The sequence below is a fragment of the Belliella calami genome, assembly GCF_022549695.1.
GTDB classification, from domain to species: domain Bacteria; phylum Bacteroidota; class Bacteroidia; order Cytophagales; family Cyclobacteriaceae; genus Belliella; species Belliella calami.
Window position 1 is genome coordinate 12,164 of record NZ_JAKZGS010000008.1, and the last position, 23,385, is coordinate 35,548.

At 36.8% G+C, this 23,385-nt stretch carries 19 protein-coding genes; 11 read left to right on the forward strand and 8 right to left on the reverse strand.

Annotation, left to right across the window (positions count from 1 at the left end):
- Positions 1-278 precede the first annotated feature (278 nt).
- The 6 genes from MM236_RS10830 (at position 279) to MM236_RS10855 (ending at position 8,621) form a co-directional block, all read left to right on the forward strand.
- Entirely contained in the window at positions 279-2,381 is a 2,103-nt protein-coding gene (locus MM236_RS10830) for a ferredoxin-like domain-containing protein (protein ID WP_241275002.1), read from the forward strand.
- Entirely contained in the window at positions 2,378-3,148 is a 771-nt protein-coding gene (gene cobA / locus MM236_RS10835; RefSeq protein ID WP_241275003.1) for a uroporphyrinogen-III C-methyltransferase, read from the forward strand. The genes MM236_RS10830 and cobA overlap by 4 nt, the downstream gene beginning before the upstream one ends.
- A 162-nt stretch (positions 3,149-3,310) precedes the next feature.
- Entirely contained in the window at positions 3,311-3,898 is a 588-nt protein-coding gene (locus tag MM236_RS10840) for a precorrin-2 dehydrogenase/sirohydrochlorin ferrochelatase family protein (RefSeq protein WP_241275004.1), read from the forward strand.
- 504 nt (positions 3,899-4,402) lie between these two features.
- Positions 4,403-5,290: a carboxypeptidase-like regulatory domain-containing protein gene (locus MM236_RS10845; RefSeq protein ID WP_241275005.1), complete on the forward strand. Its 888-nt coding sequence runs from the start codon at positions 4,403-4,405 to the stop codon at positions 5,288-5,290.
- A gap of 193 nt (positions 5,291-5,483) precedes the next feature.
- Complete coding sequence (gene carB / locus MM236_RS10850; protein WP_241275006.1) at positions 5,484-8,303, forward strand: carbamoyl-phosphate synthase large subunit; 2,820 nt, start codon at positions 5,484-5,486, stop codon at positions 8,301-8,303.
- A gap of 57 nt (positions 8,304-8,360) precedes the next feature.
- On the forward strand, positions 8,361-8,621 hold the full coding sequence (locus MM236_RS10855) for a DUF4834 family protein (RefSeq protein ID WP_241275007.1): 261 nt from the start codon (positions 8,361-8,363) through the stop codon (positions 8,619-8,621).
- A gap of 93 nt (positions 8,622-8,714) precedes the next feature.
- On the opposite strand, the gene MM236_RS10860 is transcribed toward MM236_RS10855, so the two are convergent.
- The 6 genes from MM236_RS10860 to MM236_RS10885 all read right to left on the reverse strand — a co-directional run bounded on the left by MM236_RS10860 (position 8,715) and on the right by MM236_RS10885 (position 15,904).
- On the reverse strand, positions 8,715-10,106 hold the full coding sequence (locus MM236_RS10860) for a peptidylprolyl isomerase (RefSeq protein ID WP_241275008.1): 1,392 nt from the start codon (positions 10,104-10,106) through the stop codon (positions 8,715-8,717).
- A complete protein-coding gene (locus MM236_RS10865; RefSeq protein WP_241275009.1) occupies positions 10,099-10,914 on the reverse strand; it encodes a peptidyl-prolyl cis-trans isomerase in 816 nt (271 codons plus the stop codon). The genes MM236_RS10860 and MM236_RS10865 overlap by 8 nt, the downstream gene beginning before the upstream one ends.
- A gap of 46 nt (positions 10,915-10,960) precedes the next feature.
- Positions 10,961-12,967: a peptidylprolyl isomerase gene (locus MM236_RS10870; RefSeq protein WP_241275010.1), complete on the reverse strand. Its 2,007-nt coding sequence runs from the start codon at positions 12,965-12,967 to the stop codon at positions 10,961-10,963.
- 91 nt (positions 12,968-13,058) lie between these two features.
- A complete protein-coding gene (locus tag MM236_RS10875; RefSeq protein WP_241275150.1) occupies positions 13,059-13,475 on the reverse strand; it encodes an ATP-binding protein in 417 nt (138 codons plus the stop codon).
- Positions 13,475-13,810: an STAS domain-containing protein gene (locus tag MM236_RS10880; protein ID WP_241275011.1), complete on the reverse strand. Its 336-nt coding sequence runs from the start codon at positions 13,808-13,810 to the stop codon at positions 13,475-13,477. Before MM236_RS10880 ends, MM236_RS10875 begins: the two co-directional genes overlap by 1 nt.
- A gap of 30 nt (positions 13,811-13,840) precedes the next feature.
- Positions 13,841-15,904 carry a GAF domain-containing SpoIIE family protein phosphatase gene (locus MM236_RS10885; protein ID WP_241275012.1) on the reverse strand — a complete coding sequence of 688 codons (2,064 nt, stop codon included), beginning with the start codon at positions 15,902-15,904 and terminating at the stop codon, positions 13,841-13,843.
- A gap of 100 nt (positions 15,905-16,004) precedes the next feature.
- On the opposite strand from MM236_RS10885, the gene MM236_RS10890 reads away from it, so the two are divergent.
- Positions 16,005-16,721 (forward strand): DUF4197 domain-containing protein, encoded by a 717-nt coding sequence (locus MM236_RS10890; protein ID WP_241275013.1) that lies wholly within the window; start codon positions 16,005-16,007, stop codon positions 16,719-16,721.
- Between the two features lie 234 nt (positions 16,722-16,955).
- On the opposite strand, the gene MM236_RS10895 is transcribed toward MM236_RS10890, so the two are convergent.
- Positions 16,956-17,270 carry a DciA family protein gene (locus tag MM236_RS10895; protein ID WP_241275014.1) on the reverse strand — a complete coding sequence of 105 codons (315 nt, stop codon included), beginning with the start codon at positions 17,268-17,270 and terminating at the stop codon, positions 16,956-16,958.
- A gap of 26 nt (positions 17,271-17,296) precedes the next feature.
- Complete coding sequence (gene hemW, locus MM236_RS10900) at positions 17,297-18,421, reverse strand: radical SAM family heme chaperone HemW (RefSeq protein WP_241275015.1); 1,125 nt, start codon at positions 18,419-18,421, stop codon at positions 17,297-17,299.
- A 155-nt stretch (positions 18,422-18,576) separates the two neighbouring features.
- Between hemW and MM236_RS10905 the strand changes: the two genes are divergently transcribed.
- The 4 genes from MM236_RS10905 (at position 18,577) to MM236_RS10920 (ending at position 23,290) form a co-directional block, all read left to right on the forward strand.
- On the forward strand, positions 18,577-20,301 hold the full coding sequence (locus tag MM236_RS10905) for a POTRA domain-containing protein (protein ID WP_241275016.1): 1,725 nt from the start codon (positions 18,577-18,579) through the stop codon (positions 20,299-20,301).
- A 4-nt stretch (positions 20,302-20,305) separates the two neighbouring features.
- Positions 20,306-21,424 carry a DUF4271 domain-containing protein gene (locus MM236_RS10910; RefSeq protein ID WP_241275017.1) on the forward strand — a complete coding sequence of 373 codons (1,119 nt, stop codon included), beginning with the start codon at positions 20,306-20,308 and terminating at the stop codon, positions 21,422-21,424.
- Between the two features lie 43 nt (positions 21,425-21,467).
- Complete coding sequence (locus MM236_RS10915; protein ID WP_241275018.1) at positions 21,468-22,241, forward strand: uroporphyrinogen-III synthase; 774 nt, start codon at positions 21,468-21,470, stop codon at positions 22,239-22,241.
- A 77-nt stretch (positions 22,242-22,318) separates the two neighbouring features.
- A complete protein-coding gene (locus tag MM236_RS10920) occupies positions 22,319-23,290 on the forward strand; it encodes a PorP/SprF family type IX secretion system membrane protein (protein ID WP_241275019.1) in 972 nt (323 codons plus the stop codon).
- The last annotated feature ends 95 nt before the right edge of the window (positions 23,291-23,385 follow it).

Below are 23,385 nucleotides of genomic sequence, written 5' to 3' on the forward strand. Positions count from 1 at the left end.
GAGGATGAAAATGATTTGATAACCACGAAGTGATTGAACCTTGAATAACCTCGTATGAAATGCAGGGAATTAAGCAGAAACATATCGTATTGATCAATCCTAAAGGGGTTGAATTTGGGGGATAGATTAATAATTCTAGAAATAGAATTTCCTTTAAATTCTGATCCAAAGTCATAAAGTGCCAATTTCCAAGTCAGAAATAAAGCAGGTTTACAAAACTTAGTACGTGGTATTTTGTACTACAAAAAAACCTATCAAACCTATAGAGAAAAAATATTATGCAAAGCTTTAGAACAGAAATAGAAAATCCGATAGTTGAAAAAGATATTATCGAGCTTGAAAAGAAAATAGCACTTTTCAAGGAAGGGAAAATTGATGATGAAAAATTCAGAAGTTTGAGGCTTGCCCGTGGGATTTATGGACAAAGACAGCAAGGTGTTCAAATGATCAGGATCAAACTCCCCTACGGAAGGGTCAGTTCAGAGCAGTTGCATAGGATCTCTGAGGTTTCGGATAAATACTCTACAGGAAGACTTCATATCACCACCCGACAGGATATTCAAATCCACTATGTCAAAATTGATCAGACTCCTGAGCTTTGGGCAGAACTGGAGAAAGATGATGTAACGATCAGGGAAGCATGTGGGAATACAGTAAGAAATGTAACAGCATCTGAAATGGCTGGTATTGATCCGAACGAACCGTTTGATGTAACACCTTATGCAGAAGCCACTTTCCAATATTTTCTTAGAAATCCAATCTCACAAGAAATGGGAAGGAAATTCAAAATAGCTTTTTCCTCAAGTGATGAAGATACAGCCTTGGCCTACCTTCATGATATTGGAGTGATTCCAAAGGTGAGCGTTGAAAACGGAGAAACTATAAGAGGATTTAAAGTCTTGCTTGGTGGCGGGCTAGGTTCACAGCCCAGACATGCAGATGCTGTCTATGAATTTTTGCCTACCGAAAAATTGATTCCTTTCATTGAAAGTGTGATCAGGATATTTGATAGATATGGTGAAAGGGCCAAAAGAATGAAAGCCAGAATGAAGTTTTTGGTCAAAGATTTAGGTCTTGATGTGTTCTTGGATTTGGTCAAAGTAGAGGAGAAATCACTTCCATTCAAAACTTATCCAATAGATTATAAAAGCTATGAAAAAGCACAATCACTTCCTTCTCCTGAAATTGTAAATGTGCAAGAGCCTGCGGATCTGGCTTACGAGCAATGGAAGCTAACCAACATCATCCCCCAAAAACAAGAAGGATATGTTGCCATAGGGATAAAGGTAAAATTGGGGGATTTCTATACCGATAAGGCAAGACTTTTGGCAGATTTGGTAAAGAGGCATGCAAACAATGAAATCAGGTTCACCTTGAGACAGAATATTCTAATCAGAGATGTCAAGCAAGAATTGATTCCTTTTTTCTACCAAGAACTCAAAAAGCTTGGCTTTGTAGATAGGGGATACAATACTCTTGGAGACATCACGGCTTGTCCGGGTACAGATACTTGTAATCTGGGGATTGCTTCTAGCACAGGGGCGGCTGATGTCTTGGAAGATGTGATTTTCAATGAATATCCACAATACCTCAACAATAAAGATCTGACGATCAAGATTTCTGGCTGTATGAACGCTTGTGGCCAGCATAACATGGCGTCCATCGGTTTCCAAGGAATGTCGATCAAAGCCGGCAAGAATGTGCTCCCTGCATTGCAAGTACTTCTTGGTGGAGGGACTTTAGGAAATGGGGAAGGAAGATTTGCAGACAAAGTAATCAAGATACCAAGTAAAAGAGGCCCTCAGGCTTTGAGGATTTTGTTGGATGATTTTGAATCAAATGCGCTACAGGAAGAGAACTTCCTCGGTTATTATGACCGCCAAGGGCAAATGTATTTCTATGAAATATTGAAGGAAACAGCCAATATCGATGATGTAGTAGAAAGTGATTTTATCGATTGGGGCAACAATGATCCTTACATAAAGGAAATTGGAGTAGGAGAGTGTGCAGGGGTGATTATTGACTTGGTTTCTACTTTACTATTGGAGGCAAGGGAAAAAATAGCCAATGCTGAAGAAAGTCTAGAAACAGGAGCTTGGTCTGATGCAATTTACCACACTTATGCAGGATTGGTAAATACTGCCAAGGCAATTTTGCTTGCAGAAGGAGTAAATACAAATTCACATGCGAGCATTTTGAAGCAATACGACGAGCAATTTACAGAGACAGGAAAGATCGATTTAGGAAACTCTATAGAAGAGATCACCTATCAAATAAAAAACAATGAGCCTTCTGAGGAGTTTGCAAGGGCCTATTTTGCGAATGCGCAAAGTGTTTTTGAAACTATCAGTGACTACAGAGCTAAAGAAGTACAAGCATGAGAAGCGAAATCAAACCTAAAGTAACACTAGTTGGAGCTGGCCCAGGTGATCCAGAATTGATCACTCTCAAAGGGATTTTGGCAATCAACAAAGCAGATGTCGTGCTGTATGATGCATTGGTAGACCCTACTTTGCTAAAGCATGCGCCAGATAATGCGATCAAAATATTTGTAGGAAAAAGAGTGGGTAAGCATTCTTGTCCGCAAGAAGATACCAATAGATTGTGTGTAGAATATGCGTTAAAGCATGGTCATGTGGTTCGACTGAAAGGAGGAGATCCGTTTGTATTTGGTAGAGGCTCCGAGGAAATTGATTATATCGAAGCTTTCGGAATACCAACTACTGTCGTTTCTGGCATCAGCTCTTCTGTTGCAGTACCTGCGGCAGTAGGGATTCCTGTTACAAAAAGAGGAGTTTCCGAAAGTTTCTGGGTGATCACTGGAACGACTTCCAAGGGTGAAATATCCAGGGACATAGCATTGGCAGCACAGTCAACAGCTACGGTTGTGATCTTGATGGGAACCAAAAAATTGCCCGAAATCATCAAAACCTATAAAGACTATTCTAAGCATGATCTTCCGATAGCAATCATCCAAAGTGGTACTACCAAAGATCAGAAGCTTGTGGCTGGAACCATAAGTGACATCCAGGGAAAAGCCGAAAGCGAAGGCGTAGGAGCTCCTGCGATTATCATCATCGGTGAGGTAGTGAAGGAAAGTTATAGGTTGAAGGAGATATATCAGGAAGTAGAAAAGATATCTATCTGAGAATTGATATTCAATTGATATTTGTGGATATTTTGATATTCGGATGATCAGAAGTCTCTTCAACTTATTCAGTATCGAAAAATATTGCAAAGCCAATACCCTAGTATCTCCTGCGTTTAAATTCAAGTTTGCTTTTATCTCATATCTAGCGTTTCATATCTCATGTCCAAAAACACCCTGTATCCCATCTTCCTTAAAGCCCATGAATTGAATTTTCTGCTAATTGGTGGAGGATTTGTAGGTACGGAAAAGTTGAGTTTTCTGCTCAAAAGCAGTCCGGAAGCCCAAGTAACTGCAGTTTCAAAAGAATTCAATTCTGAGTTTTTGGAGCTGGCTGAGTCTGCTGCCAATGTTACTTTGATTCAAGATGTGTATCACGAAAAGTATCTTGGGGGGAAGCACATAGTCATTGCGGCTACCAATTTCCCCGAGATCAACAGACAGATTCATGATGAAGCCAAAGAAAGGTATATTCTGGTCAATGTAGCTGACACCCCAGAACTTTGTGATTTTTATTTGGGTGGAATTGTGACAAAAGGGAATCTGAAGATTGCGATCAGTACCAATGGCAAATCCCCAACTACGGCCAAAAGACTTCGACAACTGCTAGAAGAAGTGCTTCCTGAAGAAGTAGATGACTTATTGGAAAATCTCAATGCTTATCGCGATACCCTCAAAGGGGATTTTGAGTATAAGGTGAAAGCAATGAATGAAATCACAGGCTTATTGGTGGAGAAGGGGAAGGTGTAGGAGTAATGGGTTTCTCGCAAAGAACTCAAAAGGGCAGAGATGCGCTAAGTTAGATTTTAAATGCGAGACAAAGACAGAAGAGTCAAGAAACAAGAATCCAGAGCCACGAAACTAAGTCACAGAAAAATAAACCGATAAAAAGCAGAATTGACTTAAAAAAATCAGGATATACTTCTAGAATCAGAAAATCTGAGTATATCCTGATCTTTAGACTTTTTAATTAGAAAAACCTAATTCCCACTGTTGGAATAATTGTTTTGATATTGTCAGTAATAATGAATCCTGCATTCAATTGGAAGTCTCCTTTGATGTGATACCTATAGGCAAGTTTAATCGTTTCACCTTGGAAGACTGGACCAGAATCATTCAATATTCAATTTAAAGAGTCTTCTTACCTAAAAAAGGTTGGAATGAAAGTTAAAAAAAGCTATTATTTTTCATATTTATCAATTTTAAAAACTGCCATTCTTTGTGAGTCTCTAAAAATCACGATATTGGAGAAATATGAACTTAGTATCAAAATCGCTGACACTTTTAATATTTCTCATTGTTTCAATTTCAAACAATGCCAGCTCTCAACAAAGTCTGAAGCTTTCGGGATTGATCATCGATAGAGACACAGAAATGCCAATTCCTTATGCGAATATTGGAATCAAAAATAAGTTTACAGGGACGGTCTCAGATTATCAAGGTTATTTTTCAATTGAATTAAAAGAATCTGCGAATTCGGATACAATCGAGATTTCAAGGATTGGTTATGAAAAAATCAAAGCACCGATTGGCGATTTCGGATTTTCGGATTCAGAACCTATTATAATCTCCATCAAACAAAACATGATAGACTTGAATGAATTCACTGTAAATGCGGATTATATTGAAGGTCAGAAGTCATTCGGTATTTTGCCTTTAAAATCTCGATTTGGATTTGCTTTTAATCCTATGAAATCAGATGCAAGGTCAAATTTAGGAAGAGAGTTGGGAATTGAGATTGATCCCGATGGTAAAGAAATGAGAGTGAATGAAGTTAGTTTTGCAATACAAAGTAATCAAATTGGACATATAACTTGCAGGGTTAATATTTATAAAGAAGATGCCATTCTTGAAGATAAACCGGGCGAAAAGGTTTTGGAAAAAATTTATGAAGTGACAGAAAAGGGCAAAGGTATTCATTCTGTATCACTTAAAAGTGAGAACTTAATTTTGAGCGAAAAATCTTGGGTTACAATAGAGTTTGTAGATTTTCATGGTGAAAATGTTCAAGGGATAGTAACCTTACCAGTCAAGTTTCCTTTAGGTAAATATTTGTCGAGGGAAAGTAGTTTGGGAGAATGGAATTCCGTCATGGGTAGGCCCAGTATAAAAGTAGATGTGGAAATAATGGATTTTAGATAGTTAGATTATATGAAAGATAAATCTCAAATAGCCCTTCAAAAAAAGTAAGACAATAGATGATATTTCCGACTTTGAATAAATGCTAAAGAAAGATTGTCCTTTTTTTCAATTCCATCGGGCTACTTAAAAATTTTTGTCTAAATTTGCACCAATTTAGCCATAAGTATTTACACCTCTTAAACCCTCACTAATAATGCCTAAGGATAGCAGTATCAAACACGTCCTCATCATCGGTTCAGGTCCCATCGTCATCGGTCAAGCATGTGAATTTGACTATGCAGGCTCGCAAGCAGCCAGATCACTCAGGGAAGAAGGAATCACAGTCACGCTGATCAATTCCAATCCGGCGACCATCATGACAGATCCAGTTACCGCTGACAACGTGTATTTGCTCCCATTGGAAAAGAAATCCATTATTCAAATCCTCAAAGAACAGCCGACCATAGATTGTGTATTGCCAACTATGGGTGGACAGACAGCTTTAAATCTAGCCATTGATTGTGATGTTGCGGGGATTTGGAAGAAATTTGGAATTAGGATGATTGGAGTTGATATCGATGCGATAGAAACTGCCGAAAACAGAGAAAAATTCAAAGCCCTAATGGAGAAATTGGACGTTGGGGTTTGTATTGGTAAGACTGCGACATCATTCCTTCAGGGTAATGAAATTGCACAAGAAATTGGTTTTCCATTAGTAATTAGACCTTCTTACACACTCGGTGGTACAGGAGGTGGATTTGTAGAAAAAGCCGAAGACTTTGAAAAGGCTTTGACAGCTGGACTTCAGGCTTCTCCCACCCATGAAGTATTGATCGAACAAAGTATCATGGGATGGAAAGAATATGAGTTAGAAGTATTGAGAGATTCTATCGGAAACATGGTTGTGATCTGTTCGATTGAGAACTTTGATCCGATGGGTGTGCATACTGGTGATTCGATCACTGTGGCACCTGCCATGACTTTGCCGGATACGGTCTATCAAGAGTTAAGAAACCAAGCCATCAAAATGATGAACGGCATTGGGAATTTTGCAGGAGGATGTAATGTACAGTTTTCGGTAAGTCCAGACAATAAAACGATCATTGGTATTGAAATCAACCCAAGGGTATCTAGATCTTCTGCACTTGCATCCAAAGCGACTGGATATCCAATCGCTAAAGTAGCAGCGAAATTGGCCATAGGTTATAATTTGGATGAAATCCAAAATTCCATCACGGGTACAACTTCTGCGTTTTTTGAGCCTTCCATAGATTATGTAATCGTAAAAATTCCTAGATGGAATTTTGACAAGTTCAAAGGTTCGGATAGAAAACTAGGACTTTCGATGAAAGCTGTGGGAGAAGTAATGGGAATTGGAAGGAACTTCCAAGAGGCACTTCAGAAGGCTTGTCAGTCTTTGGAAATCAAGAGAAATGGACTTGGTGCAGATGGGAAGGAACTGAAAGATCAAGATAAGATCTTGTATAGCTTGGCGAATCCTAGCTGGGACAGATTGTTCCATATTTATGATGCGTTTAAGTTGGGGATTTCTTTCAGAACAATCCAAGATTTGACCAAAATCGACAAATGGTTCTTGAAGCAAATCGAAGAGTTGATTCATCTTGAAAGGGAAATTGAAAAGTACGATATCAATTCTATTTCACGTGATTTGATGGACAAAGCCAAGAAAAAAGGCTATGCTGATAGACAATTAGCGCATCTGTTGGATTGCTTGGAAAGTGAAGTCTTTGACAAGCGTTACAAAGAAATGGGTATCAAGCGTGTTTATAAGCTCGTGGATACATGTGCTGCTGAGTTTGAAGCACAGACTCCTTATTACTACTCTACCTTTGGTGATGAAAACGAATCGATCTCAAGCAACAAAAAGAAAGTAGTCGTATTGGGTTCTGGTCCAAACAGGGTAGGTCAGGGAATTGAATTCGATTATTCGTGTGTACATGGTGTCTTGGCTGCTAGAGAATGTGGCTACGAGACTATCATGATCAACTGTAATCCTGAGACTGTTTCTACAGATTTTGATATTTCGGATAAATTGTATTTTGAGCCAGTTTTCTGGGAGCATATTTATGAAATAATCCTTCAGGAAAATCCAGTTGGAGTCATCGTACAGTTGGGTGGTCAGACTGCATTGAAGTTGGCTGAGAAATTGGATAAGTATGGTGTCAAAATCATAGGAACCAGTTATGAAGCCTTGGATTTGGCTGAAGACAGAGGTAGATTTTCACAATTGTTGAAAGAAAATGATGTCCCATACCCAGAATTTGGTACTATTCACAATACAGACGAAGCTCTGGAGCTTTGCAAAACTATCGGATTCCCTCTTTTGGTAAGACCTTCATATGTATTGGGTGGTCAGGGAATGAAGATTGTGATCAATGAAAAAGAGCTGGAAGAACATGTAGTGAATGTCCTAAGGGATATACCAAACAATGAGATTTTATTGGATCATTTCCTTGAAGGAGCAATAGAAGCAGAAGCAGATGCGATCTGTGATGGTGAAAATGTCTATATTATCGGGATTATGCAGCATATAGAGCCAGCAGGAATTCATTCTGGGGATTCTTATGCAGTCCTGCCTCCATACAACTTGGGGGATTTGGTAATCAGACAGATCGAAACCTTTACAAAGAAGATCGCTTTGGCCTTGAAAACAAAGGGATTGATCAATATCCAATTTGCGATCAAAAATGATAAAGTTTTTATCATTGAAGCCAACCCAAGGGCATCTAGAACCGTTCCATTTATCTGTAAAGCATATCAGGAGCCTTATGTCAATTATGCCACTAAGGTGATGCTTGGAGAGAACAAAGTCACAGACTTTGAATTCAAACCAGTGAAAAAAGGTTATGCTATTAAAGAACCGGTATTCTCTTTCCACAAATTCCCAAATGTCAATAAAGAATTGGGTCCAGAAATGAAATCAACTGGAGAAGCGATTTACTTTATTGATGATTTGATGGATGATTTCTTCTTGAAAATCTATGGGGAGAGAAACCTTTATTTGAGTAGATAATTTCATGTTGGGAAAAGTGTCATATCTTTTTCCCAACTCAACAAAATTTATAAAAGTTTGGTAAAGGCATTAGTAATTATATTGGGAGTAGGCTGGTTGTTAGGCCAGTTGATAAGGTATTTTCTAAGAAGCAAGTTGGCAAAATTTGCTCAGCAAGTCAATGAAGCTGCCAGAGAGCATCAACAAGCTCAACAAAGAAATACTGCTCCGAAAAGTGGAAACGTAAACGTTGATCATATTCCTGAGAATTTCAAATCCAAGCGCTCCAAAGAAATAAAAGGTGGAGATTATGTGGATTATGAAGAAGTGAAAGATTAGCGAAAAAAGTAAATTTCAATTATTAAATGTATTTCAAAAAAAAGAGTCTCGAAAATTAATTCGGGACTCTTTTTTTGCTTTTTGTTGAATGAATTAATCCTTAAGGACTTCACATTTATCATAAGCAGGGTCAATGTCTATATATACATCTTCTTTAGCAGTCATAAACCAAGTGCTGAGGATATCATCTTCCTTTTTCCTCATAGTTGCTGCTTTTAGCTTTTCATAATCATCATTCATATTTGCTCTATGGGCAGGATACCTGTTTTGGTAATATAAAATCCTGATCTTAGTGCCTTCTCTAGGGTCTTCAAAACGCATTGGTTTTGTGATAGATCCAATTTTCATGCTGTCTATAGTAAAGTACAATACAGGATCTTCCAATGTTCTTAAAGTAAGCTTGTTTGATCCAGATCCTGGATCGGAGAAGAACCCGCCGTTATCAGAAGTATTTCTGTCTTCTGAATATTCTTTTGCAGCCTTTGCAAAGTCGATTTTACCATCCATGATTACAGTCCTAAGACTGTCAAGATATCTTTCCGCTTTCAATATATCTTCTTCGGAAGGCTCTGGCTTGATCAAAATATGCCTTGTATTGAAAGTATTTCCACGTCTTTCCAATAATTGGATCATGTGAAATCCAAACATTGTCTCTACAGGATCGGAAATTTCACCTTGTTTTAATCCTAGGGCAGTAGCTTCATATTCTGGAGCAAGTTCCCCTCTTCTGAAAAAGCCAAGTTCACCACCTTGCACAGCTGATGCAGGATCTTGGGAATATTGCTTAGCTAGTGTAGCAAAATCTGAAGTTCCTTTCCCAATCTGATCTTTGAGACCTTTCAAGAATGCAGCTACTTCATTTTTGTTTGCTTCATTGACTTCAGGCTTTCTCACTATTTGGCCTACAGTAACTTCAGCTGAGAAGAATGGCAGGGAATCTTTGTGTATAGAGTTGAAAAATCTCTTTACCTCAGCAGGTGATACTCCTAAGCCTTCTGTGATTTTCCCTTGCATTCTTTGTACTATCATCTGCTCTCGCAATGCATCTGTAATCTCAGCTTTCAGTTGCTCAGATGTTTTGCCATACACTTCTACTAGTGTACTTTCGTCTCCCCCTAATTGCTGCATAACCATCGAAAATCTTTGGTCGGCTTGAATCATTACTTCTGCATCACTTACAATGACCGAATCTATTTCAGCTTTGGCTACCATCAGTTTATTGATAAGTAGTGATTCGAAAATATCACACCTGGTTGGCGCTTCAAATCCCTGTTGGGAATTAGCTATCGCCTCCATGTAAGTCTTCTGAACCTCTGATTCGAGTATGATAGAATTGTTCACTTTGGCTACAATCCTATCCAATACCTGACCTGTTTTTGGAGTTTCCTTTTTTTCTTCCTCTTTTTTCTCTTCCTCTTGGGCAATTGCAACATTTGTCATCAAAAACAAACAGAAGATTGCAAAGAAGTATTTTGCATTAATCATATATTTTGAACTCATTATTTTCTTGTGCTCTTTTATAAATATCTTTTTGAAGTTGCTCTACCAAAGCTACCCTTTTCTTATTCATTAATATTTTTGAGATTTCATCTTTGACAAAATCCAATGGCGGAATCTGGTCTTGCAATTTGTATTCCAAGATTTTGAAATAATACGTGTAGACTTCATCATCTACTTTGATCAACTTATTATTTCTCAAAAGCTCCACTTTGTTGTTGTTGCTCGCCAATGGTGTATTGATAATGATATCTTCGAATCTAATCCAAGTCGAATCCTCTGTATAGTGGTTGGTCGAATGGTCAAGTGCTATTTGCCTAAGCTTTTCCGGATTTTCCGATTTTCTTGCAGATAGCAATTTCTCCAAAGCCTTGTTCTGCGGATTAGTTTTTTCCAATTTGAAGAAGTTGGTTCTTACGATGATCTCTTTCAGACTGAAATTCTCTTTATTTTCATTGTAATAACGTTCTATTTCAATATCATTGATCAATGTGTCTGAATTATCTTTGACATGAGCTTTTTCAAATTCATAGACCATCAGAGCATATCTGTAATCTAAAAGTTTCCTGTTTAGTTCAGCTTCATCAAATGTAATGGTTTTAGCGGCCTCTTTGATCATTAGTTGCTTTCGGATCCAAGATTGTATATATCTGTTTGTAATATTTACACTATCTTCTTTGGCGCTAATTTCACTTGTGATAAAAGCAATTTCAGATTTCCTGAGGTTTTGATTTCCTACACTTGCTACCACGGGGTTTTCTTCCTCACTCTCTTCTTCAGATTTATACTTGAACAAATCGCAAGAGCTAAGCAGTAAGCTTATTAATATTGGGAAAATAAGTTTAGTTTTTTGTGACAATTTCGTAAATGCGACTTTTTTCTTCCTCGTTAACGCGGATTATATAATTTTCTTTTAGAGAAGCTATCATAGATTTATCCAAATATTCTTGATAATCCTGAATTACTTTCCCTCTAGTTTCTTCGAATTTTTTTGGCCCTGCAGGTACTTTTTTTCCCAGGACAACAAAGTGAGTCCTTCCCTCAATATTGACTTCCTGAAAGGTTTTGTTTGTCATTATTCTACTCAAAACAGGATGTGATTCAATCTCGAATAAGTTGTTTTGAATAGTGAATGCAAGTGGATCATCGTTTAGGAAAGTGTTTTCCAGACGTGTTTCAAGGTTGTCCTGATAGTTTTTGTCCATCAAGAACTTTTTGACTGCATCTTTTCTGGATTCTTTACCCATTTTTACTATCAATGCTTGATATCGATCATTCCATTGATATTTGTCCTTATTTTCCTCAAAGTATGCCACTTGGCCAAGGCTATCTTCAAGCGCTTTTTGCCAAACCTTTTGATTCATCAAAGAAAACAACAATATACCATCTCTGTATTCTTTGAGGATTAATTGATATTCTTTACTGTTTGCTTCCAAATCTTTTTCTTCCGCTTCATTCAAGTTTACTTCGACAAATTTTTCGTACCATGCAGAGAAGTAATCTTTTTTGCCTAGGCGGACGATTTGGTTATCAGCATTCATGAAATCGATTAGGTTTTTTACTGATTTTTCTTCTCCCCGAACGGATATCAGCATGTTTTCGATCCAAGGCATTGAATCTACAAGTTGGAATGCTTGTTGTTTCTGTTTGTTTTTGAAAATGTTGGAAAGAGAATCTACAAGTTGTTCGTTCTCTACAAATGAAAAACGTGATTTTTGAATGGCACTTACTTGAGATTGAATAAGGGTGGATCTACTATCTCTTAAGATTTTGGATTTGATCATTTCCTCCATCTCCTCATATGGTGCTATTGGCTTTTTATCTTCCAATCGAATGATATGATAACCATATGCTGTCTTGACTGGTGCAGAAATCTCTCCTATTTCAGATAGGTTGAACGCCACTCTTTCAAATTCAGGAATCACAGATCCTATAGCAATCCACGGAAGTGTTCCGCCTGAGTTTTTTGTCCCCAAATCTTCAGAATATAGATTGCATACTTCTTCCCATACGCTTTCAGGTTTCTGTAATTCAGTATAAATATCCCCAACCTTCCTCAAGACTCTTTCTTCAGTAACAGGGTCATTCGATGGTGTCCTTACTAAGATATGGGAAACCCTAATTTCTCCAGGGTTTGGTTTTTTGTCTTCTAATTTAATAATATGATATCCAAACTCTGTAATCACTGGCTCTGATATTTGTCCAGGCTTCAGTCTAAACGCGGCATCTTCAAATGGGTAAACCATCTGAAGTGCAGTGAAATAACCCAAATTCCCTTTATTGTCTTTTGCAGATGGGTCATCGGAATGTTTCTCTGCCAAATCGTTGAAATCCGCACCATTTTCTGCATCGGCTTTTAGTTTTTCGGCCATTCTGAAAACTGCAACACTATCTTCCCTGCCTGCATTGTTGGGGAATTGTAAAAGAATATGACTAGCTTTGACTACCTCCTGCATGCGGTTATAAGCTTTCATCAACTCACCTTCTTGGAGTGAATTTTTTATTAAGAATGGCCTTATAAGATCTTCTTTGAACATGGCGAATTCTTTTTGGAATTCATCAACCTCCGCTAAGCCTTCATTCTCAGCCTCCTTTACTTTGAGCTTAAAATTGACGAAAAGATCAAAATTCTTTTCGAACTCTTCTTTCGAAATTAAGTCCTCCTTATTTTGAAAAGTCCTATTTTTGGAGAGTATGTGCAAAAATTCATCTGCATAAATGTCCTCGTTTCCTATTGTTAAAAGAGATACTGGACCTTTATCCTGGTTATCCTCTTGTTTGATTGTAGTTTTTGGACTACAAGAAAAAGCAAGGATCAATAAAGCACTATAGAAATATTTGATATTCATATTGATGGCATGCCGAAAATTATACTGCAATGTTACAAATTAAAATGTAGATTTATTTGGGTGAGGTGGATAAAGAATTTATAATTAACAATTATTTGGATTTGAGATTTTTGAAAAGCCTACACGTATTTTGTAATCCTGAAGACTCAAACTCAATTTTATCCATTATTCTTTTTACAAGTATAATGCCTAATCCACCTTTTCTTTTTGTCTTTTTGACTTGGTTGATTTCCGGTACATTATATTCTATTATATTAAATGCGTCTCCTTGGTCAGTAATTTCGATTTTCAAAAGACCAACTTCCTTTTCTACACTTATTTGGATAAATTCCTTAGAGTTGCAACCATGTGAATGGATAATAAGGTTTGCGCATACTTCATCTACCGCCAAAGTTACTTGGTGTTGCTCTATTTCGGAAAGGGATGTCTCCTGTAAGATTTTATTCAAAAAAATTCTAAGATCCGAAAGTCTGCTTGTTTCACAATATAGTTTTAGCTCATGCTTCATCATAGCTCCATCACTGCATCTTCTTTATTTGACTTGATATTGATCAACTGATCCAACCCCAAGATTTGAAATACATGAAATACTTTTTCATTGAGTCCAAAAATTACCAAACTTATTTTTTTGTCATTAAAATCCTCAATGTACGACATAAACACACCCAATCCTGCAGAAGAGATATACTCCAGCTGGGTACCATCAACCAAGATGTTTTTAGTATCGTTTTCTACCAAAGCAACTATTGCTTCATCAAGCTCCACAGAGTTACTTGCATCTACTTCTCCGATCAATTTGATTTCGGTATAATTAGATTTTTTTGAAGTTTCGATCTTTAGCATGTTTATATATACGCTTTTAATGTCTAGGGGTTATTTAATAAATTTGATTACAAGAATTGAGTAGTCGTCATCCGGAAGGGTTGACAATCCTATAAATTCATAAACTTGATCTATGATCTTTTGTTGAATTTCCTCAGCACTTAAATGATGGAATTTGCAGAGTACTTTTTTTAACCTTTCATATCCGAATTCCTCAGAATTCTCATTTTTCGCTTCCACAATCCCATCTGTGAATAGAACCAAAATATCGTTTTTATTCAGAAAAAGTTCTTTTTCGTATACATACTTTTCATAAAGTTGATTTCTCAAAATCCCCAATCCCATACCGTCAATACTTAGATATTCACAGCTTTCCGAGGTCGAATCATAGTGTAAGGTAGGACAATGCCCTGCTCTTGAATAGTGGATCTTTCTCTCTTTGGTATTGATGATGTAGTAAGCTGTGGTAATAAAATGGTTCTTTTCCAAACAGTGACTGAGCGCTTTGTTTGCCTTGATCAAAAACTCCTTTGGAGTAGGGTTAAGTTGTACTAGGCTGTGGAATATGCCTTTCATCTGAGACATGTTGAAAGCCGCTGAGGTTCCCTTGCCGGAGACGTCCCCGATTATCACAGCAAACTCATTATCACCGAGTATTTGTGTTTCATAATAATCTCCTCCAACTTCATCTGCGGCTTCCGAAAACCCATGGATTTCGAATGTCTCATCATGATGCAAGGTAGATGGAAGCAGACTCCTCTGTACGCGCTGCGCGATAAGAAGTTCTTCTTTGTAGCGTTCGTTTTTCAGCGCTTCATTCAATAGTCTATAATTTTCTACAGAAATACAGGCTTGTCCCACAAAGGTGGAAATGATATTCATCATCTCTTTATTGAATCCATCTTTCACCTCTTTCAGTAGAATAACTCTTCCCACGGTCTGTTTATTGATCACCAAAGGAGTGATCGTGACAGATTTGTATTTGAGATCTTGGATTTTTCCGGACAAAATTTTTGAATCATTGTTTTTTTCTTGCCAAGAAAATTCCGAAAACGGTCTGGTGGAGTTAATCAGGTTTTGCAAATCCTTTCGCTCACTATTAGTAACATATCGCTGATGGATCACTTTACAATCATCTTCATTTATTTTTAATTCTAGCCAAGCAGCATCGACGTAAGCTGCACTCATACAAGAGTCCATAAGAATGTCCAAAACTTGATTTTCATTTTCCCCAGGCTTGATTGATTGGCTCAATCTTTGAAAATTTATTGCCTCGACAAGCTTTTGTTCAAAAACTGAAGATGTCGGTAGGTTAAACAGTGTAACCAAAAAACTGAATACGGCATAAATAAATACAAAAGCAAACAATGAAAGTAGAAAAAGATTATCAGTCAGATTAAGGTAGAGTGTGTTGCCTTGACTATATGTCAGGATTTGGATGAATAAATATGCAGCTGAAAATTGAATTAAGAGCATAAAAAGAATTGACTTCCATTTTTCTTTGAATGTCAAATATGGGATCCATTTTAAATTGACGGCTAAAGAAGCACCAAACAATACAAGGACTGATAGTCCAAATAGGAAGCTATAATCAAGTGTGTTATTATTGAAAAACACAAAAAACATACTAATAAGTAGTCCAACTTCAAATGCTTGCCATTGCTGGACCACTTTTTTTGTTTTTTGATATAGAATCAAATGCTTCCAAAGCAACGTACATGAAACCAGAAAAACAGTAGCGAAACCAAAATCGATATGATAAAAGACATTTCTAAGCAAGGGGTCTGAGGCTAACCTGCTTTCACCGAGCGAGTAGTAGAAAATGGAGATGAAAATTGAAATTACGGTAGCTACAATTCCTGTAATTGCAGCTCTCCAAATAAGATCAATAAAATTGTTTTTTTTACTATTATTGATGGAATGGTTGAAATAAACATAAACTACAATGAAAAATATGATCTCCAGAATATAGGAGATTTCCGGAGCGGTGTCCGAATCCATTTGATTAAGTTTGCCAAATAGCCTAGTAATATCTACAAAAAGTAAGGATAACCAAGTCATTATGGCAACCAAAAGACTTATCTTGCCGATATTTAGGTTTGGTAACTTGAACATTTTGTGTAGAAGACTACAATTATACACAAACTAACTTAATTTTCATGAAACAGCTTACCTGAATAAGTATAAATAAATGTTAAAATTTTAAAAATTAATTATGAGTAGATTATTTAGTTTTTCAATTTTCTTGATTTTAGTATTGGCCTCGTGTACTGCAGCGGACATCAATAAATTTCTTGAATCGGCAGGTGCTCAGGGACCATTGACACAAAGTGAAGTTTCGAGTGGTTTGAAAGAAGCTTTGGTCCAAGGAATCAGCAAAGGCGCCGACAAAGCATCGGTCACTGACGGATTTTTCAAGAATGAAATGATAAAAATTCTTCTTCCTGAAGATGCACGTAGAGTAGAATCTACCTTGAGGCAGATTGGTCTTGGATCGGAAGTGGACAGGGCTTTGCTGGCAATCAATAGAGGTGCAGAAAAAGCAGCAATCGAAGCCAAACCAATATTTATCAGTGCCATCAGACAACTGACAATTCAAGATGCATTCAATATACTCAAAGGAGAACCTGATGCAGCGACTCAGTTTTTGAGAAGGACTACTGAGACACAGCTGGTTGAGTTATTTCAGCCAAGGATACAAGAATCACTCAATGAGGTCGAAGCCACCAAGTATTATAGTGATATAGCCACTACCTATAACGCTATACCGCTTACAAATAGAAAAATAGACCCAGACCTAAATGCTTATGTTACCAATCGGGCCATTGACGGACTTTTCAAATTGATCGCAGAAGAGGAACAAAATATCCGGAAAGATCCATTGGCAAGAACCTCCGCATTGATGAGAAGAGTTTTTGGGGCACAGGATTGATTTTGAATTGTTTTTTTATAGCTGAAAGCATTTTATTTTAAGATGCTTTCAGCTATACTTCAATCATAAGTCAAAAATCTTATTTGGAATGCTTTCAATCTGATTTGGATGATTTGCAGACCAATCTTTCTCTTACCTACAGTTTACAAGAAATCGAATAAATGCCAATAGGAGATTTTATTAAATTTTCAAAAGATTGGATTGAGAAGTTCAAAGAATAGCTTTAAAAAGAACTTACAAAAACACAATCTCAGTAATAATCCCTTTCCCAAATTTTTGTTCTACAATCTCCAACACTTTGGTACGATTCATAGACATTTCTTTTTTGATTGCACCAGAGGTGACTTTCACAAAAAGTTTTTTATCCTTGATATAAACTGAAGTAGTCCTGCTCGCTACAGTATTTCCCATCATTTCTGGCCATGATTGTACCAGAAGTCTTTCGTCAAATTTATCCTTTAGCCTGTAGGCTTTGAGCAATTCATCGAAAGCTTCTTGAAGTGGTGCAACTTCTTTTTTCCTATTTGAGTGATCTCTGTACTTCTCCATGTCAATTTCAAAAGTAAGGTAATTTATTAGATAAAAAGAGAAGCTGCAATACTATCTGCCAAAAGCTTTCCTTTCTTGCTTAACAGAATGTGGTTGTTCTGAATTTCTATCAAATTCTCATCCTCTAATTGTTTCAACATTCTCTTTTTTTGCAAAACGAAATCCATTTTGAGTCTTGTGTTTACAAAGCTAATATCCGTACCCCAAATTGTACGGAGTGATGTCAAAATGTATTCATTTATCAAGTCTTCATCAGACATCGGCTCGACGTCAAATGGATTGATTCCATTAGATATGTTTCTGATGTACTTTGCATTGTTTGCCAAGTTTGATCCACGTTCTTTTCCGTCGAAAGAGTGGGCACTTGGGCCAATTCCCAAATAGGGAATTCCTTTCCAGTAATTGGTATTATGGACAGCAAATTGATTGATTTTCCCAAAATTCGAAATTTCATATTGTATGTAGTTTGCCTTTTCCATAGAATCTTGAAGCATTTCGAACTGTTCGGCTGAAAAATCTTCGGATGCGGGAATGAAGTTTCCTTTTTTCGCCCAATTACCCAATGCGGTCTTGGGTTCTACAGTAAGACAATAACTACTGATATGCCCAGGATCTTGGCTGATAGCGATATCTAGATCCTTTTTCCAAATCGAGTGATCCTCATATGGAAAACCATAAATGAGATCTATGGATAGTTTTTCGAATCCTGAGTTTTTTGCCAAATCTATAGCAAAGTATGATTCTTCGGCACTGTGTGCTCGATTGTAAAATTTGAGAATTTCAGGATTGAAGCTTTGAATGCCAATACTCAGCCTGTCAAACCCTAGACTTTTAAGGTTTCCCAATTTCTCCTTTTTCAAATCGTCCGGATTAGTTTCTATCGTGAGCTCTTCAAGGTCGACGGAATAATTTTGGTAAACAGATTCTAAAATTCGCTCAAGCTGAGAGATGCTCAGCAAAGAAGGAGTTCCACCTCCAAAATAGACAGTATTGATTATCGAGTCTTTAGGAAGATATTCTTTTCTTTGGACTAATTCTTTGCAAATCATGCTGACCATAGCTTCAGCCAAATCAAGATTGGTCGAGAAATGGAAGTCGCAATAGTGACATGCTTGCTTGCAAAATGGAATGTGGATATATATACCGGCCAATTCTGATAGTTTAGGGCACAAAGATAGATCGGATGCAAAGAAGTATCAAAATCTAACTTATTTTTAGCCCAGATTTCTCATTTGGAAACGATGGTTATCCCTCTTTTTCCAAGGAGATTATTAGCTATTTGCGTGATGCTTCTTTATTTATAGTTTTGAAAAAATCAATATTCATAATCGCTCTATTCTTTTGTCTTGCCTCCCGCTTTGCTGTGGGGCAAGCGAGTAAACATCTGCGGTATGAAATCAATGGAGGCTTGGTAAAGGCCGAGACGCTGATTTTTTCAGATTCAATAGAGAGGTCAAACAGGATCAGAAGTGTTTTCAATGAACTGTATGCATCAGGTTTTTTGGCTGCCACCGAGTTTAAGAGGGAAATTAGGGGGGATACACTTTTTATGGCTATTGCCACCGGCATCAAATTTAATTGGGTTGAGTTGAGGCCAGGTAATGTTGACCCTGTTTTGTTGTTGAATTCTGGATTTGATCAAAACAGATTTCGGAAAAAGTCATTCCAATATCAGCAAGTAGCTGACCTATTTGAAAAGGTTTTGAATCAATCTGAGAATGAGGGGTTTCCTTTTGCAGCTATTAAATTAGATAGTATGGAAAGAACTGAAGATGGTTTTTCTGGTGCTTTAAATCTAAATCTTGGCCCTTTTATTTCTTTTGACACCTTGGAGATCTCTGGCAACTCAAAAACCAAAAGGATGTATCTGGCAAAATATCTTCAGATCATGCCAGGAGAGCCATTTTCTCAAAAAAAAGTAGAGCAGGCTGTTCGGCAAATCAAAAATTTGCCATATTTAAGGTGGTCAGGGGAACCCCAAATCAGTTTTCAAAATGAAGAAGCCACTTTCTATTTGCCAATAAATGACAGGAAAATAAACACCTTGGACGGGATTATTGGTTTTTTACCCAATGAATTTGAGGAAAATAAACTATTGATTACCGGACAGTTCGATCTTAGTTTATATAATGTGTGGGGAAAAGGCAGAAACTACAAGCTGAATTGGCAACGTCTCAGTCAATATTCCCAAAATTTGAGGATAGAAGCAGTAGAGCCGCTGGTTTTGGGGTCTATGATAGATATAGGAGCTACTTTTTCACTTTTGAAAGAAGACACTACATTTCTCAACAGGGATTTCAGATTGGAATTTGGATATAGATTCAAGACAGATAATTACATCAAGTTTTTTGGAAGTAGGCAAGCAGGTGATTTGTTAGCTACAGCTGGCTTGCAAGAGGCACAAACTTTGCCAGAATTTGCTGATTTTAGATATAACAATTATGGAGTAGAATATGAGTTGAACATACTGGATGACTTATTTTTACCTAGGAGGGGATTTTATGGACAAATTGAATTTGCCATTGGAAATAAAGAAATATTAAGAAATACAGGTCTTCCTGAAGCAGTATATGAAGGACTTGATATGAAATCAATCCAATTTTATGTGAAAGGAGAAAGCACAAAGCATTTTTATTTTAATTCAAATTGGGGTTTGATGACCAAATTGGCAGGAGGAATACTTGTAAATGACAACTTGTTAGGCAATGATTTGTACAGGCTAGGAGGGTTGAAAACGATAAGAGGTTTTAATGAAAATTTCTTTTTTGCGAATAATTACGCATATTTTACTTTAGAGCCAAGATTCTATTTTGATACCTATTCTTATTTTATGATTTTTGCAGATGCTGGCAGGCTGGAGAATAGTGTTCAAGGTTTGAATACCGACTACATATTTTCAACAGGGCTGGGATTTAGTTTAGAGACCAATAGTGGGATTTTCAATTTTATCTATGCACTGGGTAGGTCCAATGGCCAAGAATTTGCACTTAACCAATCCAAGATTCATTTTGGCTACACGGGAAGATTTTAATAGTATGAATAAAATAAAAACGCTTGTGTTTATTTTGATTTGTTGTTTGATGATCCAGGCACCATTGACCGCACAGGTAATTGATAATTATGATAGGGAGCTGGAATATGTTAAGCAATCGGGATGGTTTCAGACTTCAGAGATAGTAAAGGTTGAGCTTGATTTGGAAAATTTCGCCGAGTCTGATTTTTTAATTGAGGTTCCTGCCGGAGCTACAACATTCTTGGGTCAGGTACTTTGGTTTTATAGCCAAAGTGATACGGTTTTTCAGATTTCCACTAAAGAACTCAAGTCAAAGATTAACACCAATGATTTGTCTTCTATAGATTTTTCGGTTTTGAAAAAAGGAATTATGACCTCTGAAGTATCTGTGAAAAAAGGGTACTTTGATCAGGGAGAGAAATTGCAAACGGTCGAGGGTAATTCAGAACAAAATTTTGAAGTAAGAAAGACAGATAACTTTTATGATTTTTTCTTTCTATCGCTGTTTGGCATCTTTTTTTTGATAGCTATTTATAAAGTTATCTATCCTCTGGTTTTGAATTACATTATCAATCCGCAGGGGATTTTTTCGGCAGAAGATTTTTCAGAATCCAACTCCATTCAGAAATTCTTTTCGCTTGATATAATATTCTACATTATTATTGTGAATTTATTGTTGGCATTGGTGGCAATGGTTGGAGTTCGGGAAGTGGGCTTTGATAATTTGAATAGGTTTGTGCAAGGAGGCGTCAATGAGCTATTTCTTTATTGGTTATTTGCTACATTGATACTTTTTGGACTGACCATGGCAAAGTTTCTTTTTATCAAATTCATGTCAATTATCTACGAACTTGGGAAGAATGAATTTTCTCATTTTTTCTATTTGTTGAGAGTAGTATCGGTTTTGGCCGTTCTTTTTGCCATTGTGATATCTTATTTTGCGTTGAATAGCCCCGAGGTATTGGGAAATGTTGTAAAAATTGCATCCTTGGCAGTTTTTTGGATCTATTTATTAGGGGTAGGTCTTTTAATGTTTATAATGATGAATCGAGTTGCTTTTAATAATTACCATTTATTTGCTTACATTTGCACCGCGGAACTAGTGCCCTTTTTGATAATTTCAAAACTTATCATAGGTTAGCAAGTTTCAAAAAAAGGTTAAAAATAAGAATAAGCGATACACTATGAGTAAATCTACTAAAGACAGATTCCACCCAGTTAAAAGCATATTAGTTTCACAACCTAAACCCAGCGATGATAAGTCACCTTATTTTCAGTTGGCTGAAAAGTATAATCTAAAAATTGATTTCAGGCCATTCATCCAAGTTGAGCCTGTTTCTATAAAGGATTTTAGGAAGCAAAAAATTGATATTCTCAAACATACAGCGGTCATCTTTACAAGCAGAAATGCGATAGACCATTTCTTTACTATCTGTAAAGAATTGAAAATCGAGATGCCAGCAGATATGAAATATTTCTGTATTTCAGATCAAACAGCTCACTACCTTCAAAAATACATTGTAATAAGGAAGAGAAAGTTGTTTGTAGGACAAAAGACCGCATCCGATTTATTTGATTACTTCAAAAAGCATAAGTCTGAAAAATATCTTTTCCCCTGCTCGGATATCAGAAAAGATGAAATCCCGACTTACATGGCCAAAAGTAACATTGAGTTTACAGAGGCTATAATTTATCATACAGTTGCGGCAGATTTATCAGACTTACGAGATATAAAATATGATGTTCTGGCATTTTTCAGTCCATCAGGAATCAAATCTTTGATGACAAATTTTCCTGATTTCAAGCAAAATAATACTAGAATAGCAGCATTTGGGCCGACTACAGCAGAAGCGGTAAGGGAAGAAAATTTATTGTTGGACATAGAAGCACCTATGCCTAATGCACCTAGTATGACAGGAGCATTGGAGCTTTATATAAAAAAGGCAAATAATTTATGACATCTTTTCAATCTTTTGTGGGGTTTTTCAGTTTAATTGTGTAGAATAGGTTCTGAAAAGATAAAATCTTTTGATACATGGATAAGCTGAAAACCCCCTCACTTAGATTTTTACCCATTTTGTTGTTAACGATTCTATTCGCTAACAGTGCGTTTTCGCAGCAAGATGCGCAGTTCACTCAATATATGTACAACGGACTCTTTTATAATCCAGCTTTTGCTGGCAAAGAGAAGGGCTATAACTTTTCGGCATTGCACAGAACACAGTGGGCAAACTATTCAGGCTCGAATGGGACTGCTCCAATCACTCAACTTTTAACAGCTTCAGGTTCATTGGATAATCTCAATCTAGGTTATGGCCTGACATTTGTTAACGACAACATTGGTCCAACAACCAATCAGGAAGTGAATTTATCAGTTGGATATCACAAGAGGTTGAGAAGGGGAGTTTTAAGTATAGGGTTATCAGGTGGGATTTATTCGAGCACGATCAATTATGATGAATTAAGCCTTGTCAATCCAGATCCGAATGTACCCGCTACAGGAAATGAAACCCAGATGAATGTCAATTATGGATTGGGGGCAATATACGATAGAGGAAACTTTTACGTTGGTGCAAGTACGAAGCATCTCAATGAGCCAGGATTTGATTTTGGGGATGGTTCAATTGAAAATCAATTAAAAAATCATTCTTATCTGAATGCTGGTTATAGGATTAGGACATTTGCTTTTCTGACAATAGAACCAAGTTTTCTATTAAAAACAGTTTCTTTCAATAATTTCTCGTATGATTTGAGCGTTATAGCCACACATAATCAGAAAATTAGCGGAGGTATCGCTTATCGGGGAGAAGAATCGGTTTCTCTTATATTAGGGTATAGTTTATTAAAAGACAATTCATTACGGATAGGTTATGCTTTTGATCTAGTAGTTGGTGGTGTTGAAGCCAAGTCTCCTACCAGCCACGAATTTATGCTGACTTACAATCTTCCTCAAATATCAAGGGAGTTCCAAAGAGTTATCCAGCGAACACCTAGGTATAGGTTCTAAAATAAATGAATAAAATTTCGGGATTGATTAGTAATTTTCTCAGATTTTCGTTTAAATTTCGCTTTCGTTGGTAGAGAAATTTAACAGTTATTTAC

Coding starts and splice junctions, on each gene's coding strand:
- MM236_RS10830 (WP_241275002.1), top strand. CDS start 279: ATGCAAAGCTTTAGAACAGAAATAGAAAATCCGATAGTTGAAAAAGAT.
- cobA (WP_241275003.1), top strand. CDS start 2,378: ATGAGAAGCGAAATCAAACCTAAAGTAACACTAGTTGGAGCTGGCCCA.
- MM236_RS10840 (WP_241275004.1), top strand. CDS start 3,311: ATGTCCAAAAACACCCTGTATCCCATCTTCCTTAAAGCCCATGAATTG.
- MM236_RS10845 (WP_241275005.1), top strand. CDS start 4,403: ATGAACTTAGTATCAAAATCGCTGACACTTTTAATATTTCTCATTGTT.
- carB (WP_241275006.1), top strand. CDS start 5,484: ATGCCTAAGGATAGCAGTATCAAACACGTCCTCATCATCGGTTCAGGT.
- MM236_RS10860 (WP_241275008.1), bottom strand. CDS start 10,106: ATGATTAATGCAAAATACTTCTTTGCAATCTTCTGTTTGTTTTTGATG.
- MM236_RS10870 (WP_241275010.1), bottom strand. CDS start 12,967: ATGAATATCAAATATTTCTATAGTGCTTTATTGATCCTTGCTTTTTCT.
- MM236_RS10875 (WP_241275150.1), bottom strand. CDS start 13,475: ATGAAGCATGAGCTAAAACTATATTGTGAAACAAGCAGACTTTCGGAT.
- MM236_RS10880 (WP_241275011.1), bottom strand. CDS start 13,810: ATGCTAAAGATCGAAACTTCAAAAAAATCTAATTATACCGAAATCAAA.
- MM236_RS10885 (WP_241275012.1), bottom strand. CDS start 15,904: ATGTTCAAGTTACCAAACCTAAATATCGGCAAGATAAGTCTTTTGGTT.
- MM236_RS10890 (WP_241275013.1), top strand. CDS start 16,005: ATGAGTAGATTATTTAGTTTTTCAATTTTCTTGATTTTAGTATTGGCC.
- MM236_RS10895 (WP_241275014.1), bottom strand. CDS start 17,270: ATGGAGAAGTACAGAGATCACTCAAATAGGAAAAAAGAAGTTGCACCA.
- MM236_RS10910 (WP_241275017.1), top strand. CDS start 20,306: ATGAATAAAATAAAAACGCTTGTGTTTATTTTGATTTGTTGTTTGATG.
- MM236_RS10915 (WP_241275018.1), top strand. CDS start 21,468: ATGAGTAAATCTACTAAAGACAGATTCCACCCAGTTAAAAGCATATTA.
- MM236_RS10920 (WP_241275019.1), top strand. CDS start 22,319: ATGGATAAGCTGAAAACCCCCTCACTTAGATTTTTACCCATTTTGTTG.